This is a genomic window from Kitasatospora sp. NPDC059088 (genome assembly GCF_042738155.1).
Classification (GTDB): Bacteria; Actinomycetota; Actinomycetes; order Streptomycetales; family Streptomycetaceae; genus Kitasatospora.
The window spans coordinates 70,020-91,120 of record NZ_JBHYGR010000018.1 but is presented as its reverse complement, the minus strand read 5'-3'; the positions used below and the strand labels follow the sequence as shown (position 1 = coordinate 91,120).

The window sequence follows — 21,101 nt, the reverse complement described above, 5'->3', positions numbered from 1 at the left end:
CACTGCTCGGGGGCGTGGGGGGGGGGGGGGGGGGGGGGGGGGGGGGGGGGGGGGGGGGGGGGGGGGGGGGGGGGGGGCCCCCCCCCCCACCCCCGGCGGTTCACTCGTGGCCGGTTGCGTCGGTTGCGTCGGTCGCCGTCAGTCCCGGAAGGCCGAGAGGTCGAAGGCCGCCAGCCGCTCCGGGTCGGCGATCACGTCAATCGCGGTGATCGCACCGTCCACGACGGTGAACGCCATGATCGACAGCGCCCGGCCGTTGGCGCCGATGACCACCGCGCCAGCGGCGCCGTTGACCAGCGCCGGGCGGGCGAACGGCGACAGCCTGCCCCACAGGACGGCCTGCCCGGCCACCGTCGCGGCACCGGTGAGCACCACGGTGTGGCGGGCCAGCCCGGCGCCGCCGTCCGAGCGCAGCACCACGTCCGGGTCCAGCACGGCGACCAGCGCCTCCAGATCGCCGGTGCGGGAGGCGGCGAAGAAGGCGTCCACGGCCAGCCGCTGACGGCCCAGGTCCCGGTCGGGCGCGGGCTGCGCCTGCACCTTGCGGCGGGCCCGGCTGGCCAGTTGGCGGGTCGCGGCCGAGGTCTTCTCGATCAGCGGGGCGATCTCCTCGAACGGCACCGCGAACAGGTCGTGCAGCACGAAGGCGACCCGCTCGGCGGGCGACAGCGACTCCATCACCACCATCAGCGCCAGACCGACCGAGTCCGCGAGCATCACCTCCTGCTCCGGGTCGACCACCCCCTCCCGGCGCAGCAGCGGGTCCGGCAGCCGCCCGGGGCCGCTCGCGCCGTCCGGTCCGACCGGCTGGAGCGGCTCCTCCCGGCGGGCGGCGCGGTCGCGCAGCAGGTTCAGGCAGACTCGGGACACCACCGTGGTCAGCCAGCCGCCGAGGTTGGCCACGGTCGCCGTGTCGGTGCGGTCGTACCGCAGCCAGGCGTCCTGAAGCGCGTCGTCGGCCTCGCTGACCGAGCCGAGCATCCGGTAGGCGACGGCGCGCAGGTGCGGGCGGTGCTCCTCGAAGAGCGCGGTCCGGGCGGCTCCCTCGTCGGTTCCGCCGGTACCGCCTGTTTCGTTCACCGTGTCTCGTTCCTTCGTCGGGGTTGTCGGAGCGGGCTCGTAGGGTGTGCGGCATGTCGTTCCTCGATCGCCTGCGGGCGACCCCCGCCACCGTCGACTACCTGCTCTGGCCCGGGGACTTCTCCCTCGACGCCTACTCCCACGTGGAGGAGGTCGTGCTCGCCTCCGGCGAAGCCCTGGAGGAGGTCGCCAAGTGCGGTGCGGGCGGCACCTTCTTCCTCTGCGGCGAGGGCGGCGACGAACGCCCCGTCCTCTACGCCGACTCGGAGGGCGGCGCGGCGCTGCTGGCCGTCGGTCTGGAGGAGCTGGTCCGGCTGCTGCTGGCGGTGCCGTGGTGGCGGGACTGCGTGCGGCTGACCGAGGAGGAGAGCACGGAGGCGGCCGAGGACTACCTGGCCGACGAGCCCGAACTGCTCGCCGACCGGGACGCGGCCGCGGCCGCGATCGGGCTCGAAGTCCCCACCGCGGCCGAGGCCTTGGCCCGTCTGCGCGAGGTCACCCTCGGCCTCGGGCCGTCGTACGTGCTGCTCAACGCCGTGGAGGGCAACGCCTACCAGCCGCTGTTCCGGCTCTGACCCGATCGGCCCCGGAGCCGGTCGGCCAGTTCGCGGGCCACGGCGGCCTCCGGGGCGCCGGTGTCGTCCAGGTGCGCCAGCAGGCGCAGGACGGCACGGTGTTCGCCGTGGGTGAGCCGGACCTGTGCGCCCGGGTGGGCGAGGTCCTCCGTGGCGCCCCGGGCCAGGTCGGCCGTGCTGCGGGCGGAGTCGCCCGCGTCCGGGCCGTCCGGGCCAGGGTTGCTCCGGCCCGGGCCGTCCATGGTGACGCTCGTCGACTGGATGACCTGGCTGCCGATGGTGACGTTGCCGATGATCTGGTTGACCATGCTTCCCCCCGGGGTGAGTTGACGATCGATCGGCAGCGTAGCCGGTGCGGCGGCGGAGCGGTCAGGGGCGGCGGCGGTGCGGTCAGGGGCGGCGGCCGCGCCGCCTGGACCAGCCGGTGTCGGGGTCGTCGCCGGAGCTGCCCGGGCGACCCGGGTTGTGCAGGGTGCTCGCGGAGGTGTGCCGTTCGGCCGGTCGGATCGCGATGGCGTCCATGGTGTGCCTTTCCCCGTCGTCGTCATGCGTGCGCTCTGGCTCGCAGAACGCTAGGGGCGGCCGGGGTGCTCCGCATCCGTACGGGTACTCAGCCGGACTGAGTCGATTCGCCGTCGTGCCGGTCAGAGGAGGCGGCGCAGGAGGCGGGACTTGAGGGGGGTGAACGGCGGGTAGGCGGGGCGGAGGGGGTCGGCGAGGAGGGGCTTGTCGAGGACGGACTTGGTGTGGCTGAAGGTGTCGATGGAGTGGGCGCCGTGGTACCGGCCGAGGCCGCTCTCGCCGACGCCGCCGAAGGGGAGGCCGGGGACGACGATGTGGGCGTTGGGGACGCCGAAGGCGAGGGCGCCGGAGGAGGTCTCGGTGGTGAGGCGGCGCTTGGTGGTGTCGGAGGCGGTGAAGGCGTAGAGGGCGAGGGGCTTGTCGCGGGCGGTGATGAAGGCGATCGCGGCGTCGAGGTCGGGGACGCGGATGATCGGCAGGACGGGGCCGAAGATCTCCTCGCGCATCACCGGGGCGTCCGGGTCGACGTCGGCCAGGACGGTGGGGGCGAGGTAGCGGTCGGCGCGGTGGTGGTCGCCGCCGGTGACGATGCGGCCGTCGGCGAGCAGGGCCGTCAGCCGGTCGAAGTGGCGCTCGTTGACGATGCGGCCGTAGTCGGGGCTCCGGGCCGGGTCGGTGCCGTACATCTCGCGGACGGCGGCGGTGAGTTGGCGTTCGAGCTCGGTGGCGGTGTCGCCGATGGCGAGGACGTAGTCGGGGGCCACGCAGGTCTGGCCGGCGTTCATGAACTTGCCCCAGGCGATCCGGCGGGCGGCGGTGGCGAGGTCGGTGCCGGGTTCGACGACGACCGGGCTCTTGCCGCCCAACTCCAGGGTGACGGGGGTGAGATGGCGGGCGGCGGCGGTCATGACGATGCGGGCGACGGTGCCGTTGCCGGTGTAGAAGACGTGGTCGAAGCGCTGCTCCAGCAGGGCGCCGGTCTCCGGCACGCCGCCCTCGACGACGGCGACGGCCTGCGGGTCGAGGGTGCGGGGCAGCCAGTGGGCGAGGGCGGCGGAGGTGGCGGGGGCGAGCTCGCTGGGCTTGACCACCGCACAGTTGCCCGCGGCGAGCGCGCCGACCAGCGGGGCCAGGGCGAGCTGGAGCGGGTAGTTCCACGGGCTGATGATCAGCACGGTGCCCAGGGGCTCGCGGACCGTCCGGGCCCGGGCGGGCTGCAGGGCGAGCGGGACGGGGATGCGGCGCGGGCGCAGCCAGCCGTCGAGGTGGCGCAGGGTGTGGTCGATCTCGTTGACCGTGAAGCCGATCTCGGTGGTGTAGGCCTCGGCGGCGCTCTTGCCGAGGTCGGCGTGGAGGGCGGCGGTGAAGACGGCCTCCTGGTCGACCAGCAGGCGGCGCAGGGCGCGGAGTTGGGCCTTGCGCCAGGCGAGGGGCTTGGTGCGGCCGGTGGCGAAGGCGGCGTGCAGGCGGGCGACGGTCGCGGCGGGCGCGGCTGTGGGGGTGGCTTCGGCGGAGGCGGGCGCGGCTGTGGGCGTGGCTTCGGCAGAGAGGCTCATGCCGTCGAGCATAAACGAAACGAAACGATTTCGTTTCTAGTTCTCGGTAGACTTCCGGCATGAGCCGCAGCACCACCCCGTCCAGCGCCACCCGGTCCGGCACCACGACCTCCAGCACCGCACCGGCCGCCACGGCGCGCCGGGGGCGCCCCCGTGACGCCGCCCGGGACCGGGCGCTGCTGGACGCCACGCTCGCCGTCCTCGCGGAGAGCGGCTACGGCGGGCTGACCACCGCCGCCGTGGCGGCTCGGGCCGGGGTCTCCACGGCGACCCTCTACCGCCGCTGGTCGTCCAAGGAGGACCTGGTGATCGCCGCCGCCGCGCTGCACGGGGAGAGCTCCTACGAGCAGCCGGACACTGGCGGACTGGAGGGCGACCTGCGGGTCGTCCTGCGGGACAAGGCGGCGAGCATGACCGGCGAGCCCGGCCGGCTGATCCGCGCCCTGATCGGCGAGGCCGCCCACAACACCGCCCTGGCCCAGGCGCTGGTGACGGCCTTCCTCCAGCCGGTGTACGGGCGGGTCGCGGAGGTCGTCCGGCGGGCCGTCGAGCGCGGGGAGATCCCGCCGCTGGACGGCGTGGACCTGCTCGGCGAGGTGGTGGTCGGACCGGTGATGACCCATTTCCTGCTCACCCCGCACCTGCCCGAGGACGTGGACGAGGCCACCGCCCAGGAGACCGCCGACCGGCTGCTGCCCTTCGCCCTGCGGGCGGTGGGCGGTGGGCGGGGCGGTCGGGACGCTCGGGACGTCCGCCCGTGAGGCCCCGTGAGATCCGTGAGATCCGTTGGATCCGCGAGACCCGTGAGACCCCGTGAGAAGAGGAGCCCCGATGCCCTGGTTCACGCTCGAACGCTTCGACCCGTCCTTCTTCGACACCGCGCCGCACCGCCACGCGTACGTGCTGGACCTCCCGGTGGCGCCGGAGACGGTCTGGCGGGGGCTCGCCGGTGACGCGCCGCTGTCCTGGTGCCGGGGCCTGGCCGGCGGCCGCTACACCTCGCGACCCCCGCACGGCGTCGGCACGACCCGCGAGATCACCGCGATGCGGCTGCTGCGCCTGCGGGAGGAGTTCGTGCGCTGGGAGGAGGGATCCCGGCACTCCTTCTGCGTCACCTCGGCGAGCCTGCCGCTGTTCCGGCGCTTCGGGGAGGACTACCTGGTCGAGCCCACCCCGACCGGCACCAGGTTCACCTGGACCTTCGCCTTCGAGCCCAACCCGCTGCTGGCCCGCCCGGCCGCGCTGACGGACCTGCCGAACCGGTCCTTCCTGCGGACCCTGGTCGCGGACACCAAGCGGCACTTCGGCGCGGCCTGATGCGCCCGGGCGGCCAGGTGGCGGAGCGGGCCGGGGCGTCGGCCTGCGGGTGGTTCCCTGGCGGCGGAGTGGATCGGACGTCCGTGTAGCACATTCGTCTCGGACGGACGTCCGTCTTGCACGTCCGCGCCAGGGGGGGTGTCCCGTGCGGCCCCGTGCGGCGTGGACGGTTCGTACGTACGTCTTGGACGTTTGTCTTGCACGTACGTCCGATCCATGAGTATGGTGATCCCATCAACCGCTTTACCGGGGGGAACCGGACATGAACGACGCCATCACTCACGCCGAAGCCGTTCGCGGCGAACTGGTCATCGACGGCCGCCGGTTGTCCTACCTGGACTTCGGCGGCACCGGCCGCCCGCTGCTCGCGCTGCACGGCCACCTCTCGGAGGGTGCGGTGTGGGCCCGGCTGGCGGCCGAACTCGGCCCCGACTGGCGGGTGATCGCGCCCGACCAGCGCGGCCAGGGTCACTCGGAGCGGGCCGCCGACTACTCGCGGGAGGGCTACCTCGCCGACGTCGAGGCGCTGCTCGACCACCTGGGTCTGCCGACGGCGGTGCTGCTCGGCCACTCGCTCGGGGCGATCAACTCCTACCAGTTCGCGGCCCGCCACCCCGAGCGGGTCGAGGCGATCGTCAACGTCGAGGGTCCGCTGGTGCTCGGCCTGGAGGGCCCGCACCCGCTGGCCTTCCTGCTCGGCCTACCGTACGACGCCCAGAGCCGGGACGCGCTGGTCGCCGCGCTCGGTCCGGCCGCCCCGTACTTCGCCGACCGGCTACGGGAGGACGCGGACGGCACCTGGCGGCTGCCCTTCCATCCGAAGGACATGTACGAGTCCGAGGAGCTGGTCCACGGCGACCACCGGGCCGACTGGACGGCGTCCGACTGCCCCGCCCTGCTGGTGCGGGCCACCGGCGGCGCGATCCCGGCCGAGCAGGCGGCCGAGGCCGTCTCCCGCCGCCCCGGGACGGTCCTCGCGGAGCTGGCCGGCGACCATCTGCTGCCGGTCACCGCCCCCGACGAACTCGCGGTGACCGTAAGGGAGTTCCTCGCGAAGCTGTAGCCGCGGCGGAACGGTGCGGTCCGCGTGGTGCCCGGCGCTCCGGCAGGGTATAACGCTCCTGACCGGAACACCGGAACACCGGAAGAGCGTCCATATCCGTCGGGGGAGACCATGGACCCGGAACTGAGCTCACTCGCGGGCGTCGCCGCGACGGCCGTCGTCCAGCAGCTGACCACCACCGCCTGGGAGCGGATCCGTGCCGCCGTCGGGGAGTTGTGGCGCCGCCGGCATCCCTAGCGGGCCGAGACGGTGCTCGCCGAGCTGGGCGAGTCGCGCGAGGACGTGGCGCAGGCGCGCCGTGCGGGGGACGAGCGGGCGGAGCAGGAGGTGGTCGACCTGTGGGGTGCCCGGCTGCGTCGACTGCTCGCCGCTGATCCCGGCGCCGCCGCACAACTGCGCGCGCTCGTCGAGGAGTTGACCGGCGGATCGGCGCCCGCCGTGCCGCAGCAGTCGGTCACCATGACCGCCGAGGCCTCCGGACGGGCCCGGATCAACCAGGCCGTCGGGGACATCCACGTCAACGAACGGTGAGGGCGGGTGAGCCCCCAGGGGCCGCCACCCGGCCCGGACCGGCCGGAGCGCGGCCCGCGCAACGTCAACCTCAATGCCACGGCGAGCGGCCACGGGCGGGTCAACCAGGCGGGCCGGGACCAGCACTTCCACATCACCGTCCCGCTGCTCGGCGCGGCGCTGGTGCTCGGGCTGCTGCTGTTCGCGCTCTGGAAGCCGATCCAGCAGGTGGCGGGCGGGTTGGTGGATTCGAGCCCGTCACCGTCGGTGTCCGCCGTCGTGCCGTGGGACCGGACGACGCACCTCGACACCGACCCGCGTCCGGATCCGCCGACACCGAGGCCGGCACCGAGGCCGACGCCGACTCCCACCCCCACCCCCACCCCCATGCCGACACCGACACCGACGCCCACGCCGCCGCCGCTTCCGCCCGACCCGGCGGACGTGGCTTTCGCCGCCGTTCGCGCCGGTGACTGCCTGGACGTCTACGACACCGGATGGGGAACGTGGAGCCGGACGGTCCCGGTCGCCGTGGACTGCCGGGGTGGCAGCGCCTTCAACCGGGTTGCCGTGGTCGCCGCCGCCGCGGCGGGCTGTCCGGCGGGCGGAGGCCGTGCCGCGTACGTCCACACCAACCGCGACCACTCGGTGACGGTGCTGTGCCTGGAGCGGCAGTTCCGGTACGGCCAGTGCTTTCTGGGCCACACCCCCGACCACCGAACCATCGACAACGGCTTCCTCGGTGTGGTCTGGGACTGCACCCTCAGGCAGGGTCCGTCGACCGCCAACGCGATGCTCGCCATCACGGCGGTCGTCACGAGCAGGGACAACTGCCCGGCCCGCAACGGCCGGTACGGTGCCGAGTGGCCGGTGCTGGACGGCACCACCAAGGTGTGCGCGGTGGTGGTGTAGGCCGGTCAGCGGGTGGCGGTGAGGGCCAGGGTGGCGACGGCCAGGGCCAGGTAGCCGGCCGGGAAGTGGAGGTTGTGGAGGACCCGGGTGCGGACGTGGGTCGCCACGGCGCCGAGGTAGAACAGCACCAGCCCGACCGCGGCCGCGAGGCCGAGCGGCGGGAGGGCGACCAGGCCGACCAGCAGGCCGACGGCGCCGGCCAGCTTGAGCGAGGCGAGCCACGGGACCCACTCCGGCTTCACCTTCACCTCGGCCGAATTGGCCAGGACGAAGGGGGCCTTGGCGAAGTCGGCGGCGGCGATTCCGGCGTTGGCGGCGATGGCGAGGACGGTGACGGCGAGACAGGTGATGGACATGGGTCCAGCCTCTTCGCGGGCCTCCGCTTGCGTCCAATACCGGCTTCCATAACCTGGTGGAATGGATGTGGACACCCGGCTGCTGCGCACCTTCGCCGCCGTCGCCGAGGACGGCAGCCTGACCCGGGCGGCCGAGCGGCTGTACGTCTCCCAGCCCGCGCTGACCAAGCAGGTCCGGCAGTTGGAGAAGCTGCTCGGGGTGCCGCTGTTCGTCCGCTCCCGGGCCGGGATGGCGCTCACCGTGGCCGGGCGGAGCCTCGCCGCGCGGGTGCCGGGCCTGCTGGCCGACTGGGACGCGACGCTGCGCGAGGCCAGGGGCGCGGCCAGCCGGGCGGAGCGGGCGCTGCGGGTGGGCTTCCTGGCCAGCGCCGCCAACGAGGCCACGCCGGGCATCGTCGCCGGGTTCACCGACCGCAATCCCGGCTGGCGGGTCGAGATGCGGCACACCGCGTGGTCGGACCCGACGGCCGGGCTGGCCGCCGGGGAGGCCGATGTGGCGCTGCTGCGGCTGCCGTTCCCCGGGCAGGAGGGGTGGCGGGTGGCCGAGCTGTTCACCGAGCCGCGGTGGGTCGCGCTGCCCTCGGCGCACCGGCTGGCGGCGCTGGAGGTGGTCCCGTTCCGGGAGTTGTGGGACGAGCCCTTCGTCGCGGCCCCGGCCGAGACCGGCCGTTGGCGGGACTACTGGGTCGCCGCCGATGAGCGGGAGGGCCACCCGGTCCGCTTCGGCGCCGTGGTGGAGCACCCGGACGACTGGCTGAGCGCCATCGCGAACGGTTACGGGGTCGCGCTCGCCCCCGCGTCCACGGCCCGCTTCTACGCCCGGCCGGGGATCGCCTACCGGCCGGTGAGCGGGGTCAGCCCGAGCCGGATCGCGGTGGCGTGGGCCGCGGCGGACGACGGGAACCCGGTGGTGCGGGACTTCGTGCGGTGCTGCCTGGCGGCGGGCGATGCGGGCGATGCGGGCGATGCGGGCGACGGGGCCGACGGGGCCGACGGGCCTCACTCGGCCGCCGGGGGCCCCGCCCCGGAGTGAATCCGCCCCAGCGCCGGGGCCGGGGAGGGGTGGCAGCCCTCAGCGCCGCCACCCCCCGTTGGCTTCTCGGCACCGGGGCGGTGGTTCATTGAGCCAAACCCCGCCTTGGGGTGAAAGCGGGTGGGGATCCGGCCGGGGTTCGGTGGGGTTTCGGTGCGCGTCCCATCGCGCTCCGGACCTCGCGCAAGCGCGAGGTCCGGAGCGGGTTCAGTCGGCGAGGGCCTGGCGCAGGCGCTTCTTGTCGGGCTTGCCGACGGAGGTGAGCGGGATGGCGTCGACCAGGTGGAGGGCTTCGGGGGCGTAGAGGCGGCCCTTGTTGGCGGTGACGAAGGCGCGGACGTCCTCCAGGTCGGGCCGCTGGCCGGGGGCGGGGACGACGGCGACGTGGACGTGTTCGGCCTGCTGGTCGTCGCGGACGCCGTAGACGGCGCACTGGGCGATGGCCGGGTGGGTGAGGAGGAGCTCCTCGACCTCGGTGGGGTAGACGTGGCCGCCGACGACGATGATCAGGTCCTTGAGGCGGTCGGCGAGGTAGAGGTAGCCGTCGGCGTCGAAGTAGCCGATGTCGCCGGTGTCCAGCCAGCCGTCGCGCAGCACCTTGGCGGTGAGTTCGGGCTGCTTCCAGTAGCCGGCCATCAGGGTGGCGGAGCGGACGTGGATCTCGCCCTGCTCGCCGGCGGGCAGCACGGTGCCGTCGGCGGCCCGGACCTCCACATCCACGTCGGGGAACGGCCGGCCGACCGGGAGCGGGCCGTCGTCCGTGAACCGGGTGTGCTCCTCGGCGGTGAGGTAGGCGATCTTCTGGGCCTCGGACATGCCGTACAGGCTGACCAGCACCGGCCCGAACACCTTGAGGGCTTCGCGGATCCGGGCCGGGGAGGCGGCGCAGCCGCCGTAGTCGAGCCGGCGCAGGCTGGACAGGTCGGTGCGGCCGACGGCCGGGTGGTCGAGCAGCTGGTAGATCAGCGGGGGCAGCGTCCAGAGGTCGGTGATGCGCTCGCGCTCGATCGCGGCGAGGACCTCGCCGGGTTCGAAGCCGCGCTGGAGGACGACGGATCCGCCGCGCTGGAGCGCCACGTCGGCGAGCACGCCCGACAGGTGGGCGAGCGAGGTGGCGGCGAGCAGTCGGGGCGGCTCCTCGTCGTCGGTGCCCGCGAAGTCGACGTGGAACATGTCGTGGTAGGGGCCGTGGAGGCTGAGGATGCCCTTGGGGATGCCGGTGGTGCCGCCGGTGTGGCGGATGCCGATGTCGTCGCCGGGGCCGAGGGGGACGGCGGGGTCGGTGGCCGGGCGGGTGGCGCTGGCCGCGATGGCGTCCTCCCCGATCCCCGTGCCGTCGGGGCCGAGGGTGAGGACCGTCGGGACGTCGATCAGCGGCAGCAACTCGGGGGCGCCCTCGTACCGTTCGGCGTCGACGAGGAGTGCGGTGGTGTCCACGCTGGCCACGATCTCGGCCAGCACGGGGGCGCTCATGCCGTCGTACAGGTTGACCACCCGGGCCCCGGCCAGGCCGGCCGCGTAGCGGGCGGCGAGGGCCTCGGGGGTGTTGCCGGTGAGCAGGGTGACGGTGCTGCCGCGGCCGACGCCGCGGGCCAGGAGCTCGTGGGCGAGGCGGTAGGCGGTGGCGGCGAAGTCGCCGGCGGAGATCTCGGCGCCGTCGGCGGAGGTGATGGCCCGCCGTTCGGGGTGCGAGGCGAGGGACCGGAGGATCAGAGCGGGTCCGCTGACGAATTCCTGGTCACTCATGGCCACTTCTTCCTTGTAGTTTGCAACCATGTCGCCAGGCTAACTCCACCCCCCACTCCGTACCGGCGAGATTTGGCCATGTCCGGTCAGGAGAATGTCGGTGGACGAAGGACCGGCTCGGTGACAGCCCCCCAGTGCTCGTCGGGCGCGGCCGCGATGACGTACCCGGGCCGGCCGGGGAGTGCGGGGGTTGCCGTCGAAGCGATCCGAGTTGGCCGGGAAATGGGCGAGTTGGGACCACGGGGCGGCGATGGAGCCGGTCCGTTGCTCGGGCGGGGGGGCGGGGGCGGCCGGGGTCAAGATCCACCGGGTCAAGGTCCGTCGGGTCACGGGTGTGTCCCAGCGGGGGTGGCCGGGTGCGGGGGTGCGGGGGCGGTGGGAACCGCTGTCCCGGCTGGGCGGGGGCCCGCTCCGGCGCTTCGTGGTCGGCGGGCCGTGTAACAGCACTGTCCTGACGGATGGTCGGACGGAACGGTTCATCGGCCCGGGCGGTCCTGCTCACCAGAACCGCCGCTCGTACCGATCCGTGCCGAGCAGCCGCCACCGCCACCCGATATCGAGGAAGTCACGATGCGCGTTCACAAGGCCACCTTCGCCGCCGCCCTGGTCGTTGCCGCCGGTCTGTCGCTCACGGCCTGCGGCCCCAACGACGACACCGGCACCGACCAGGCCAAGCCGACGGCCGCGGCGCCCGTCACCGCCGCGCCCACCAAGGCCACCACGGGCGGCTCCGCAGGGTCCGCCGGAAGCGCCGGAACCGGTGGGACCGCCGGGACCGGCGGGACGGCCCCGAGCGGGAAGGCCACGGCCGGCGGGACGGGCGCCACCGACGGCGGCAAGGCGGGCGGCAAGTGCCGGACCGACGACCTGACGATCACGGCGGTGGACCGCACCATCGACGGCGATGCCGACCGCACCGTCGTGGTCGAGTTGAAGAACCACAGCGGCCACGACTGCTCGCTCACCGGGTACGCGGGCGTCGACCTCAAGACCAACGCCGGTTCGCTGTCCGCCCAGCGTTCCGGCGAGCCGGTCGTCGCGGGCGTCGTCAAGAACGGCAAGTCGACGTTCTTCGGCATCAGCTACCCGAACAACACCTCGGGCGGCTCCGGCGTCAAGATCACCGGCCTGGTGGTGACCCCGCCGGACGAGACCCACTCGGTCACCCTGCCCTGGCCGGGCGCGGGCTCGCTGCCCGTCACGGACGGGTCCGGCTCCCCGGTGAAGATCGGCCCGATGGGCAGCGCCGGCCAGGGTGGCCAGTGACCCCGCGCCCGTTCGCAGGGTTGAGCCGCGGGGTCGGGCCGCCGCGTCGGGCCGATCCGGGGCTCACCGGTCCGCGATGAGCGTGCCCGCGACGCCCCAGCTCTCCGGCTGGTACTCGTTGACGAAGACGAACACGCTCTCGGCGGGGACCTCCAGGGTCTCCACGAACGCCTGGGTGACCTTCTCGACCAGCTCGCGCTTCTGCTCGACGCTGCGCGGGCCCTGCTGGATGGTGACGATCGGCATCTTCGGCTCCTGACCGGGTGTCCTGCCCGGCTGTTCCGCCGGGCTCTTCCGCCGGGTTCTCCGGCTGGGAACAGTCCACCCGACCGGTGCCGTCCGCACCCAGACCCGAATCGCTCTCGCAGCGATCACGAATCCTGATCGTTCCAGGTCGGGGGTGTTCTGCGGCAGGTCTTTAGGAGCAGTCGGGGCACCGGGGCGGAGCGCCGCACGGCGATCGAGGTGGGCAGCGCCAGCGGGGTGCGGCAGGGGCGGAAGGCGACCCGGTGGGTGTTCACCATCCGGGCGTTGGCCGCGTACACCACCGTCCACATCGGGGTGCCGGTGCCGATCGAGGCCAGGGTGTCCTGGAGGGCGCCGTGCGCCGGGCCGAGGACGGGCCGGAAGCCGGCCCGGGCGCAGGCCCCCGTCACCAGGTCGACCAGTGCCGGGTGGTTGGCCCGCTCGGTGAGCCGCAGCGGCAGCCCGGCGAGGTCCGCGAGGTCCACCTCGGCCGCGTCGGCGAGCGGGTGCCGGGCGGGCAGCGCGAGCACCAACTCGTCCTGCCAGACGGGCAGGAAGCGCAGGTCCGGGCTGTGCTCGGCGATCGCCCCGCGGACGAAGGCGGCGTCCAGCCGGCCGTCGGACAGCCGGGCCAGCCGCTCCCGCACCGGGGCGGAGTGCAGTTCCACCCGCACTCCGGGGGCCTTCTGCTGGTAGGTCTCCAGGATCAGGTCGAGCCGCTCGGCGAGCCCGGTGACGGTGCCGAGCCGCAGCACAGCGGGCGCGGCCAGGTCGGCGGCGAGCGCCCGGGCGGCGTCCTCGGCGGCCAGCACGTTCCGGGCGGCGGGCAGGAACCGCTCCCCGGCCGGGGTCAGCCGGACGTACCGGGGCGAACGGTCGAACAGCTCGACCCGCAACTCCCGCTCCAGCCGCCGCACCTGCTGGCTCACCGCCGGCTGCCCGAGCAGCAGCCGCTCGGCCGCCCGTCCGAAGTGCAGCTCCTCGGCGACGGCGACGAAGCAGCGCAGCTGCCGTAGCTCCATGCGGTCCCCCTGGTGGATCGGTCGTCGACCCCATCGTCCCAGGCCAGGGTGTCACCAGGGAGGGGGCGCCGCCGGGGAGAGCGGATGGTGCTGCACGGGAAGTCGGCCGGGCCGACTTCCCGTGCGGGCTCTCCGGCCGCCGGTGGCGGTGGCGGTGGCGGCGGTGGCGGCTGGAACACTGGGGGCCATGACCACGGGCATCGTCGTGCAGTACACCGGGCTCCTGCGGAGCAGCGACCACGATCTCTGGGTCCGGCTGCGGGAGTTGCTGCGCGGCCAGGGGCTCGATCCCGAGGGGACGGTCGTCGTGGACCTCCTCCAGGAGAGCCTCGGCTCCGAGGAGGGGCAGGTCATCTCCGCCGAGGGCCGGGTCTACCGGTTCAGCCTCACCTTCGACCCGGAGCGCGAGGACGGCGTCCGCGACGCCCGGCTGGGCAGATGGCGGGACGTCACGGACTCCTGGCGGGACGGAGCGCTGGCGCGGCGGACGGAGTTCGCCTTCGCCTGGAAGTCCCGGGTCGAGGCCTGAGCGGGTGCACTCCGCCACACTCCGCCGTGCACGGGAAGTCGGCCGGGCCGACTTCCTGTTCAGGTGCAGCGGCGTCGCCGGTAGTAGGCGAGGGTGACGGCCGCGAGCAGTGGGCCCCAGAGCAGCAGGGGTGCGTAGCAGGCGTCCATAAGGAAGAGGGCCGGCCCGGTCGGGGCTCCCGGGGCCCCGCCGAAGCCGCCCGCCCGGGGGATCGTCAGCAGCATCACGACGGCCGCGCCGAGCAGCGCCGGAACGACCGCCGCCAGCGGCGCGACCCGCTTCCCCCCGATCAGCGGGAGCCGGCGCGGCACCACCTCGCCCCAGGGCCGCACCAGCCCGAGCGTGAGGAGCGTGAGCCCTTCGGTGGCCAGGCTCATCGCGACGCACACGGCACTGAACCGGCCGGGGACGTCCAGGCCCGAGGTGTCGAACCCCACCGGGACGCCGACCCCCATCGCGATCCGCCAGATCCCGGACGGTACGGCCGTGAGCGCCGCGAGGTGCGCGGCCCGTACCGCCCAGCGGGCGGGCGGTCGGTACGCGGGCGGTCGGTACGTCGGGGCGGCGGTGGCCATCGGGTTCCGGTCGGTGTCCATGGCCCCCATGCTGGCGCGCGGCCCGCTGCACCCGGATCGTGCGCGAGGCCCAACTCGCCTCCCCCGCGCGGGGGATGGGGGACGACGGTCGGCGCCGAACCCCCGCCACCGGGCCGTACCGCGCTGACGTGCATACTTGCCGGACGATCAGGAGGACGTGGAGGTGATGACGCGATGAAGCTGGCAGAGGCGCTCGCGCAGCGCGCGGCCGCGGTGCGGCAGGTGGAGCAGCTGCGGGCGCGCGTCGTCGGCAGTGCCCGCTACCAGGAGGGCGAGGAGCCGGCCGAGAGTGCGGCGGAGGTCCTGGCCCAGGCCGAAACGGCGCTGGACGAGCTGGAGCGGCTGATCCGCCAGATCAACCGGACCAACTCCACCGCGCGGATCGAGGGCGGCGGCACCCTCACCGACGCCCTCGCCCGCCGGGACGTCCTGCGGCTGCGCCACTCGGTGATCACCGCGGCCGCCGACGCCGCCTCCGGGCGCGACCAGCGGGGAGCCGTACGGCAGTTGCGGTCCGAGCTCCGGATCCTCTCCGCCCTGCCGGTCGCGGAGCTCCGTGCCCGGACGGACGCGCTGGCCAAGGAGATCCGTGAGGTGGACACCCTGATCCAGCGCACCAACTGGGAGATCGACCTGATCGAGGACTGACCTCCCGGTCCCATGAGCAGGGTGTGGGGCAGCAGGTAGTCGTCACGGAGGCGTGCACACACCGCGGGCCGGCGGTTCATCCGGTCCATGGCGCGTGAAGAGCAACGCAAGGGGTTCGATTCCCCACCCAACAGTGCAGCTCAGCACCGCGTACAGGTGACGGGGCACAGCGCACAGCTCACCACCACGTGCAGATCCGGACGACGAGGGCGGGAACGGGGCGCCCCACACCCCCCAGCGAGGGCCGTGCGACCGAGCACGGCCCTCGCTGCTTGAGGCCGGTGGGTGTTGGCCGGTGATCATCGCCCGGATCGGCCGGCAGGCGTGGTGAGTCCGCTCGGTGCTGTGGAGGCGGCAGACTCCTGACGGCGTCCGAGGCCCGGCGTCCGGCGTCCGGTGTCCGAGCGGATCCGCCGGGCCCGCAGCGGGCAGGGGCCGCCGGGGCGCAACGACGAGAGGAGCGGCCATGGACGGGAACAGCCAGGACCAGGGACGGCTGGGCGGGCGGATCTGCGTCATCGCAGGCGCGGGCGGGGCCATCGCGGGTGCCGTGGCGGCCCGGTTCACCGCCGAGGGCGGGCGCGTCATCGGAATCGACCGGCAGCCGGTGGAGACCGGCTTCCCGGTCGTCACGGCGGACCTGCGGATCGAGGCCGAGACGCGACTCGCGTTCGAACGCATCCACGCGGAGTACGGCGGGGTCGACGTGCTCCACGTCAACGCCGGGCCCATGGACCGTGAGGACCACGGCCTGCTGGAGACGCCCCCCGAGGTCTGGGAACGGGCCTTCCGGGCCGTCCTCGCCCCCGCGGTGCTCAGCTGCCGCTACGGGGTGCCGGTGATGAACCCCGGCGGATCGATCGTGCTGACCGGCTCCTTCCTCGCCGGCATGGGCGCGGCGACCGCCCAGACGGCCTTCTCCGCGGCCAAGGCCGCGGTGACCCAGCTCGGGCGCGACCTGGGCACCCACCTGGCACGGCGCGGCATCCGGGTGAACACCCTGGCGCTGGGCCCGGTCGACGCCCCGGAGATCAGGGCCGTCTTCGAGCGGATGGGCGAGGAGGAGACCCGGCGGCGCTTCGCCCACATCCCGATGGGCCGGTTCGCCACCCTCGACGAGGTCGCGGCCGCGGCCGCCTACCTCGCCGGCCCGGACTCGGGCTACCTGACCGCCTCCGAACTCCCCGTCTACGGCGGCATCCGCGCCGCGTACACCCTCCCGGACCACTGAACCGGCGCGGGGCGAACACTGCACGGCGTGGAACGCGAAGACCTGATCACCGTCCTCGAACGGAACGGGACCGACGGCGCCCGCCGGGCCGCATTGGCCCTGCGGGCCGGGGCGGCCTTCCAGGTGTGGGCCGACGCGACGGCACCGGCCAGTCGGCTGTTCGCCATCTGGGAATGGCGGGCGCAGTGGATGGCGGAGGACGGGGTCGCCACCGTCAAGGACTTCGAGCAGGGACTGTCGGTCCTTCGCCGGGCAGGGGCCACCCCGGTCGCCCTGGCGAAGGTGGAGATGACCGGTGACAGCCACCTCGTCTTCCTGGCCGCCGACCTGAGCGCGTGCGTCGCCGTGCTGTAGCCGCGCCCGCATGGGAAGTCGGACGGGCCGACTTCCGGTGCGGGGGAGGGCTGGGGAGTGCGGTACGGGACTGGGGAGGGCGGCGGCGCCAGGAACTCGCGGACTGGCTGTCGGGTATCCCTGTTCTCCCGGCGATGAGGCGGTGGCGGCAACGTGGGGCCGGTTGTCCGCAGCCGGTCTCAAGGCAGGCTTGCCGCGCCCCGTCAATGGCATGTGGATTGCGGCCTGCTGCCTGACCCATGATCTTCCGCTTGCCACCTTGAACTTGAAGGACTACGCGTACTTCAGGGAAGAGCATGGCCTTCGCATCCTCGGTGAGGAGCAGGTCGCTCTCGTCGCTTCTGGGTGGTCAGAGGCACCCCTCCAGATGGTCTATAGTTAACCCATCACCCAGATGCGCGGGTGGCGGAATAGGCAGACGCGCTGGATTCAGGTTCCAGTGCCCGAAAGGGCGTGGGGGTTCAACTCCCCCCTCGCGCACAGCGAATGGCCGGTCGATCTTCGGATCGACCGGCCTTTTTGCTTTACGGCACCAGGCGGTCCAGGAGGGCGTCCAGGCCGGTGGTGAACTCCGTTTCCGCGTCGTGGTCGATCAGCAGCGGGGCGAGGGTGCGCAGCAGTGGGTACTCGGCGGCCGGGAGGCGGTGCAGGCCGAGGCGGAGCAGGGGCTCGGGGTCGTCGGGGTTGTCGATCACCTGCCGCTTGTCCACCAGCAGGAAGCCGATCGCCCAGCCGACCACGGCCCGGTAGAGGCGCAGGGTGCCCCGGTCGTCGAGGCCGGCGCCGCTCAACACGGTCAGGACGAGTTCGTTGAGCTGGAGCATCGAGGCCGGCCGGCGGGCCAGGGGGACGCTGAGCGGGCGGGTGGCGACCAGGGGGAACACCTCCGGGTGGGCGTCGGCGACCTGGTGGAAGGCCTTGCCGACGTGGTGCAGCCGGGTCCGCCAGTCGCCCGTGTCCGCCCCGTCGCCCACCTGCTCGTTCACCTCGGCGTAGAAGGCCTCCACCATGCCGTCGAGGAGCGCCTGCTTGCCGTCGGCGTAGCGGTAGAGCGCCATCGGCTCCACGCCCAGGTCGACGGCGAGGCCGCGCATGGTGAGCGCCGTGAGGCCCTCGCGGTCGACCAGGGCGACCGCCGCGCGCAGCACCCGTGGCCTGCTCAGCCGGCCCCGGCCGGACGGCTTCGGCTCGGGGGTGGAGTCGGGGGTCGAGTCGGTTCCCACCAGTGCCTCCCGGACTGTCCTCGGGGCTCAGGTCTTGACGTCCGACGCTGCGCGGCAGAGGCTGTAAGTATACAAGCGACATTTACGGCAGATGCGTAGTACCTACGTATACACCACGGAATCGGACATCGGGAGGAGCCATGTCCATCATCAAGATCGAAGTGACCAACGAGAGCACCGTGCTCACCGACCACGAGGTGAGCGCCGTCGTCCCCGCACTCCAGACCCAGGTCCACCGGGACTTCGCGCCGGTGTGGGGGATCGACGCGGACGTGTCCTTCGTCGCGTCGAACGCACTCTCCGACACCGCCTGGTGGATGGTCGTCCTGGACAACTCCGACCAGGCCGGCGCCCTCGGATACCACGACCTGACCGCGAACTTCCTGCCGATCGGCAAGGTCTTCGCCGCCACCGACAAGCAGTACGGCGAGAACTGGACCGTGACGATCAGCCACGAGCTGCTGGAGATCATCGGCGACCCGGACATCGACCAGGTGGTCTTCGACCAACCGACCGCCAACAAGGGGACGTTGTACGCCATGGAGGTGTGCGACGCCTGCCAGGACGAGAACTTCGCGTACGACATCGCCGGGGTCAAGGTCAGCGACTTCGTCCACCCGGCGTGGTTCCAGTCCGCCCGCCCCGCGAACGGCACCCAGTTCGACCACGGCAATGCCATCAAGCAGCCGCTCGAACTCCTCCCCGGCGGCTACATCGGGATCTTCGACGTCTCGGCCGGCACCGGATGGACCCAGAAGACCGCCTCCCTCACCGTCGCGTACCACAGCCGGGCGCACGTCGGCAGCCGTCGTGAACGGCGCCGGATCCCGCGCGACCAGTGGCTGCCGAGCAAACGGAGGGGCTGATGTCCGGCGGCGACGGCCTCCAGGCGGTCGAACACCTCGTGGTGCTGATGCTGGAGAACCGCTCCTTCGACCACATGCTCGGGTTCCTGTACACGGACGAGGGCAACGTCTCTCCCGCCGGCCAGCCGTACGAGGGCCTCACCGGCCAGGAGACCAACCCGGACCAGAACGGCAAGCTCGTCACGGTCCGCCGCATCCAGTCGACGGACCCCCACCCCTACTTCATGCCGGGCGCCAACCCCGGTGAGGGGTACGGCCCGACCAACGCCCAGCTGTTCGGCACGACCGACCCGCCGACGCCGCCGGTGGCCGGGATGCAGGGGTTCGTGACGGACTTCGCGCGCGTGCTGGACCTGCCTCCCCAGCCGAACCACACCGTCCTTCCCGGCACCGTCCCGGCCGACATCATGAGCTGCCACACCCCGGACACCCTGCCGGTGCTCTCCGCACTGGCCCGCGGCTACGCGGTGTGCGACCACTGGTACAGCTCCGTGCCCACCGAGACCCTGCCGAACCGGGCGTTCTCCTGCGCGGCGACCAGCCAGGGGCACCTGGACGACCACACCCACAACTTCACCTGCCCCAGCATCTTCGGCCGGCTCACCAGCGCGGATGTGTCCTGGCGGGCCTACGGCTACCACACCGCGCCGATGGTCTCCGGGAACTTCCCCGACATCCACGGCGCCTCCGCCGACCACTTCGGCGTCTTCACCGCCTTCCAGGCGGCGGCCGCGGCCGGCACCCTGCCCGCCTTCACCTTCCTCGAACCCAGTTGGGGAGCCACCGGGAACAGCGAACACCCCGTCCTCGACGTCGCGTTGGGCGAGCAGCTGATCCGGGACGTCTACCGGGCCCTGCGCGGCGGGCCGGCCTGGGGGCAGACCCTGCTCGTCATCACCTACGACGAACACGGCGGCTGCTACGACCACGTCCCGCCCCCCACCACCGCCACCCCGCCCGGCGACGGCACCACCGGCGAACTCGGCTTCGACTTCGAGCGGTTCGGCGTCCGCGTGCCGACCGTGCTCGTCTCCCCGCTGATCGCCCCCGGCACCGTCTTCCGGTCACCCGACGCCGCGGCGCAGCTGGACCACACCAGCGTCCTGCGCACCGTCGAGCGGCGCTGGTCGCTGCCCGCCCTCACCGCCCGCGACGCCGCGGCCGCCGACATCGGGGCCGTGCTCACCCTCGCCGCGCCGCGCACCGACGACGTCCTCGCGGGGGTCACCGCACCCACCGCGGCCGCCGTCAACCCCGCCGCCGGGGAGGTCACCCACCTCCAGCAGGTCTACGCCGACCTCGTCGCCCGCCGGCTCATCCCGCCCGGCGCGGTCGCCGCGGCCGCCGGCCCGCCACCCGGCGGCTGAGCTCCACAGCTACGGCGAACGGCCGAGCTGAACGGCAACGGCAAACGGCCGGTCGGTCCCAGGACCGACCGGCCGTGTCACTGCGCCCTGCTTCGATGGCCCGAGGAACACGACACCGGCACCACCCCTCCGAGGAGAACCACATGGGCACCTGGGGCAGCGGCAACTTCGAGAGCGACACGGCCCTCGACCACCTGTCGAGCGTCGTCGACGGGCTCGTCACCGAGATCGCCGAGGCACTGGACGGCGATCCCGTCGAGATCGAGCCCGACGAGTACTGGGGCGTCGCCGTGCCGTGCAACCTGGAGCTGCTGCACACCCTCGCCGTGGCCGGCTACGCCTCCGAGGGCCTGCCGGAGGCCGGGGTGGTCGAGGACTGGAAGCGGACGTTCCTGGCCGTCTGGGAACGGACCGTCGACGGCCTGGAGCCCTCCCCGGAGTTCAAGGAGGAACGGCGGACGGTGCTGAACCGCACCTTCGACCAGCTGGCCGACGTCATCGCCCGGCGTGCGACGGACGACCGGTGAGCGGCCGGGGCCGGGGCCGGGACTGTCGGGGCGGGGTGGCACACTCCCCGCCATGAAGATGATCGAAGCGATCGAAACCGTCCTGAAGGCGAACAACTCGGAGGACGAGCCCGGCTTCCTGGGCGAGTTCACGCTGGCCGGGCGGCTGGCGAGCCGCGGGGAGATCGCGGTCTGCGGTCTCGACGGCGGGGACCACTACACGTTCAGCGACATTGCCGACGGGCTGCACGAGGTGTACCTCGCGTACGACTGGAACGACGAGCGGGGCGCCACCGTCTCCGCGGTCGCGCTGGTCGCCGCCGGTACCGGCCCCGAGGCGCTGGTCGACGCGGACTGGGAGGAGGCGTCCGACGACGTCAACGAGCTGAGCGAGAGTGCGTCGGCGATCTGCTCCACCACCCCGGACAACCTGGTGATCGGCGGGGCCCTGCGCCGGGGGGGCCGGGGGGGGGCGGGGGGGGGGCCCCCGGGCCCCCCCCCCCCCCCGAAGCGGCCGCCCCCCAGAACAGCGACACGACACCCCCCACAGGGAGACAACAAGAAACCCCACCCAGCG

At 73.3% G+C, this 21,101-nt stretch carries 26 protein-coding genes, 1 tRNA gene and 1 pseudogene; 18 read left to right on the top strand and 10 right to left on the bottom strand.

Annotated features, from left to right (window positions below):
- Window positions 1-138: 138 nt before the first annotated feature.
- Window positions 139-1,080, bottom strand: a complete 942-nt coding sequence (locus tag ACFWXO_RS11180) for a sigma-70 family RNA polymerase sigma factor (RefSeq protein ID WP_380523281.1) — start codon at window positions 1,078-1,080, stop codon at window positions 139-141.
- A gap of 53 nt (window positions 1,081-1,133) precedes the next feature.
- Between ACFWXO_RS11180 and ACFWXO_RS11175 the strand changes: the two genes are divergently transcribed.
- The gene (locus ACFWXO_RS11175; RefSeq protein WP_380523280.1) at window positions 1,134-1,655 is read left to right on the top strand and encodes a hypothetical protein; all 522 of its coding nucleotides are present in this window, start codon (window positions 1,134-1,136) and stop codon (window positions 1,653-1,655) included.
- Here ACFWXO_RS11175 and ACFWXO_RS11170 read toward each other — a convergent pair.
- The 3 genes from ACFWXO_RS11170 to ACFWXO_RS11160 all read right to left on the bottom strand — a co-directional run bounded on the left by ACFWXO_RS11170 (window position 1,631) and on the right by ACFWXO_RS11160 (window position 3,733).
- Window positions 1,631-1,963, bottom strand: coding sequence for a hypothetical protein (locus ACFWXO_RS11170; RefSeq protein WP_380523279.1), 333 nt, complete (start codon window positions 1,961-1,963; stop codon window positions 1,631-1,633). The two genes, ACFWXO_RS11175 and ACFWXO_RS11170, sit on opposite strands and share 25 nt — an antisense overlap.
- An 82-nt stretch (window positions 1,964-2,045) precedes the next feature.
- On the bottom strand, window positions 2,046-2,177 hold the full coding sequence (locus ACFWXO_RS11165) for a hypothetical protein (protein WP_375896225.1): 132 nt from the start codon (window positions 2,175-2,177) through the stop codon (window positions 2,046-2,048).
- 122 nt (window positions 2,178-2,299) lie between these two features.
- Entirely contained in the window at window positions 2,300-3,733 is a 1,434-nt protein-coding gene (locus tag ACFWXO_RS11160) for an aldehyde dehydrogenase family protein (protein WP_380523278.1), read from the bottom strand.
- Between the two features lie 59 nt (window positions 3,734-3,792).
- On the opposite strand from ACFWXO_RS11160, the gene ACFWXO_RS11155 reads away from it, so the two are divergent.
- From ACFWXO_RS11155 to ACFWXO_RS11130, 6 genes are all read left to right on the top strand, one after another.
- A complete protein-coding gene (locus ACFWXO_RS11155; protein WP_380523277.1) occupies window positions 3,793-4,494 on the top strand; it encodes a TetR/AcrR family transcriptional regulator in 702 nt (233 codons plus the stop codon).
- A gap of 70 nt (window positions 4,495-4,564) precedes the next feature.
- On the top strand, window positions 4,565-5,050 hold the full coding sequence (locus tag ACFWXO_RS11150) for an SRPBCC family protein (protein ID WP_380523276.1): 486 nt from the start codon (window positions 4,565-4,567) through the stop codon (window positions 5,048-5,050).
- 262 nt (window positions 5,051-5,312) lie between these two features.
- Window positions 5,313-6,113: an alpha/beta fold hydrolase gene (locus ACFWXO_RS11145; RefSeq protein ID WP_380523275.1), complete on the top strand. Its 801-nt coding sequence runs from the start codon at window positions 5,313-5,315 to the stop codon at window positions 6,111-6,113.
- Between the two features lie 111 nt (window positions 6,114-6,224).
- Window positions 6,225-6,350: a hypothetical protein gene (locus tag ACFWXO_RS11140; protein WP_380523274.1), complete on the top strand. Its 126-nt coding sequence runs from the start codon at window positions 6,225-6,227 to the stop codon at window positions 6,348-6,350.
- A gap of 12 nt (window positions 6,351-6,362) precedes the next feature.
- Window positions 6,363-6,644, top strand: coding sequence for a hypothetical protein (locus tag ACFWXO_RS11135; RefSeq protein ID WP_380523272.1), 282 nt, complete (start codon window positions 6,363-6,365; stop codon window positions 6,642-6,644).
- A gap of 6 nt (window positions 6,645-6,650) precedes the next feature.
- Window positions 6,651-7,535 carry a hypothetical protein gene (locus tag ACFWXO_RS11130; protein ID WP_380523271.1) on the top strand — a complete coding sequence of 295 codons (885 nt, stop codon included), beginning with the start codon at window positions 6,651-6,653 and terminating at the stop codon, window positions 7,533-7,535.
- 5 nt (window positions 7,536-7,540) lie between these two features.
- Here ACFWXO_RS11130 and ACFWXO_RS11125 read toward each other — a convergent pair whose 3' ends face one another.
- On the bottom strand, window positions 7,541-7,891 hold the full coding sequence (locus tag ACFWXO_RS11125; RefSeq protein WP_380523270.1) for a DoxX family protein: 351 nt from the start codon (window positions 7,889-7,891) through the stop codon (window positions 7,541-7,543).
- Window positions 7,892-7,952: 61 nt separating this feature from the next.
- Here ACFWXO_RS11125 and ACFWXO_RS11120 point away from each other — a divergent pair, with 61 nt between their 5' ends.
- Complete coding sequence (locus ACFWXO_RS11120; protein ID WP_380523269.1) at window positions 7,953-8,924, top strand: LysR family transcriptional regulator; 972 nt, start codon at window positions 7,953-7,955, stop codon at window positions 8,922-8,924.
- Window positions 8,925-9,131: 207 nt separating this feature from the next.
- On the opposite strand, the gene ACFWXO_RS11115 is transcribed toward ACFWXO_RS11120, so the two are convergent.
- Window positions 9,132-10,670, bottom strand: a complete 1,539-nt coding sequence (locus ACFWXO_RS11115) for an AMP-binding protein (RefSeq protein ID WP_380523268.1) — start codon at window positions 10,668-10,670, stop codon at window positions 9,132-9,134.
- Between the two features lie 570 nt (window positions 10,671-11,240).
- On the opposite strand from ACFWXO_RS11115, the gene ACFWXO_RS11110 reads away from it, so the two are divergent.
- Window positions 11,241-11,936, top strand: coding sequence for a DUF4232 domain-containing protein (locus ACFWXO_RS11110; protein ID WP_380523267.1), 696 nt, complete (start codon window positions 11,241-11,243; stop codon window positions 11,934-11,936).
- A 63-nt stretch (window positions 11,937-11,999) separates the two neighbouring features.
- On the opposite strand, the gene dmpI is transcribed toward ACFWXO_RS11110, so the two are convergent.
- A complete protein-coding gene (gene dmpI, locus ACFWXO_RS11105) occupies window positions 12,000-12,182 on the bottom strand; it encodes a 4-oxalocrotonate tautomerase DmpI (RefSeq protein WP_375888141.1) in 183 nt (60 codons plus the stop codon).
- A gap of 125 nt (window positions 12,183-12,307) precedes the next feature.
- Complete coding sequence (locus tag ACFWXO_RS11100) at window positions 12,308-13,204, bottom strand: LysR substrate-binding domain-containing protein (protein WP_380523266.1); 897 nt, start codon at window positions 13,202-13,204, stop codon at window positions 12,308-12,310.
- 187 nt (window positions 13,205-13,391) lie between these two features.
- Between ACFWXO_RS11100 and ACFWXO_RS11095 the strand changes: the two genes are divergently transcribed.
- Complete coding sequence (locus ACFWXO_RS11095; protein WP_380523265.1) at window positions 13,392-13,733, top strand: hypothetical protein; 342 nt, start codon at window positions 13,392-13,394, stop codon at window positions 13,731-13,733.
- A 59-nt stretch (window positions 13,734-13,792) separates the two neighbouring features.
- Here the strand turns inward: ACFWXO_RS11095 and ACFWXO_RS11090 are convergent, their stop codons facing one another.
- Entirely contained in the window at window positions 13,793-14,329 is a 537-nt protein-coding gene (locus ACFWXO_RS11090) for a hypothetical protein (protein ID WP_380523264.1), read from the bottom strand.
- A 174-nt stretch (window positions 14,330-14,503) separates the two neighbouring features.
- On the opposite strand from ACFWXO_RS11090, the gene ACFWXO_RS11085 reads away from it, so the two are divergent.
- From ACFWXO_RS11085 to ACFWXO_RS11070, 4 genes are all read left to right on the top strand, one after another.
- The gene (locus ACFWXO_RS11085) at window positions 14,504-14,977 is read left to right on the top strand and encodes a DIP1984 family protein (protein ID WP_375888150.1); all 474 of its coding nucleotides are present in this window, start codon (window positions 14,504-14,506) and stop codon (window positions 14,975-14,977) included.
- 466 nt (window positions 14,978-15,443) lie between these two features.
- On the top strand, window positions 15,444-16,208 hold the full coding sequence (locus ACFWXO_RS11080; RefSeq protein WP_380523263.1) for an SDR family oxidoreductase: 765 nt from the start codon (window positions 15,444-15,446) through the stop codon (window positions 16,206-16,208).
- 27 nt (window positions 16,209-16,235) lie between these two features.
- Window positions 16,236-16,562, top strand: a complete 327-nt coding sequence (locus ACFWXO_RS11075) for a hypothetical protein (RefSeq protein ID WP_380523262.1) — start codon at window positions 16,236-16,238, stop codon at window positions 16,560-16,562.
- Window positions 16,563-16,958: 396 nt separating this feature from the next.
- Window positions 16,959-17,042, top strand: a tRNA-Leu gene (locus ACFWXO_RS11070).
- Between the two features lie 44 nt (window positions 17,043-17,086).
- On the opposite strand, the gene ACFWXO_RS11065 is transcribed toward ACFWXO_RS11070, so the two are convergent.
- Window positions 17,087-17,785 (bottom strand): TetR/AcrR family transcriptional regulator, encoded by a 699-nt coding sequence (locus ACFWXO_RS11065; protein ID WP_380523261.1) that lies wholly within the window; start codon window positions 17,783-17,785, stop codon window positions 17,087-17,089.
- Window positions 17,786-17,925: 140 nt separating this feature from the next.
- On the opposite strand from ACFWXO_RS11065, the gene ACFWXO_RS11060 reads away from it, so the two are divergent.
- From ACFWXO_RS11060 to ACFWXO_RS11045, 4 genes and pseudogenes are all read left to right on the top strand, one after another.
- Complete coding sequence (locus tag ACFWXO_RS11060; protein WP_380523260.1) at window positions 17,926-18,651, top strand: hypothetical protein; 726 nt, start codon at window positions 17,926-17,928, stop codon at window positions 18,649-18,651.
- Complete coding sequence (locus ACFWXO_RS11055; RefSeq protein WP_380523259.1) at window positions 18,651-20,018, top strand: alkaline phosphatase family protein; 1,368 nt, start codon at window positions 18,651-18,653, stop codon at window positions 20,016-20,018. The genes ACFWXO_RS11060 and ACFWXO_RS11055 overlap by 1 nt, the downstream gene beginning before the upstream one ends.
- Window positions 20,019-20,161: 143 nt before the next feature.
- On the top strand, window positions 20,162-20,545 hold the full coding sequence (locus tag ACFWXO_RS11050; protein ID WP_380523258.1) for a DUF4259 domain-containing protein: 384 nt from the start codon (window positions 20,162-20,164) through the stop codon (window positions 20,543-20,545).
- A gap of 52 nt (window positions 20,546-20,597) precedes the next feature.
- A pseudogene (locus ACFWXO_RS11045) lies at window positions 20,598-21,101 on the top strand (hypothetical protein); the annotation flags it as partial.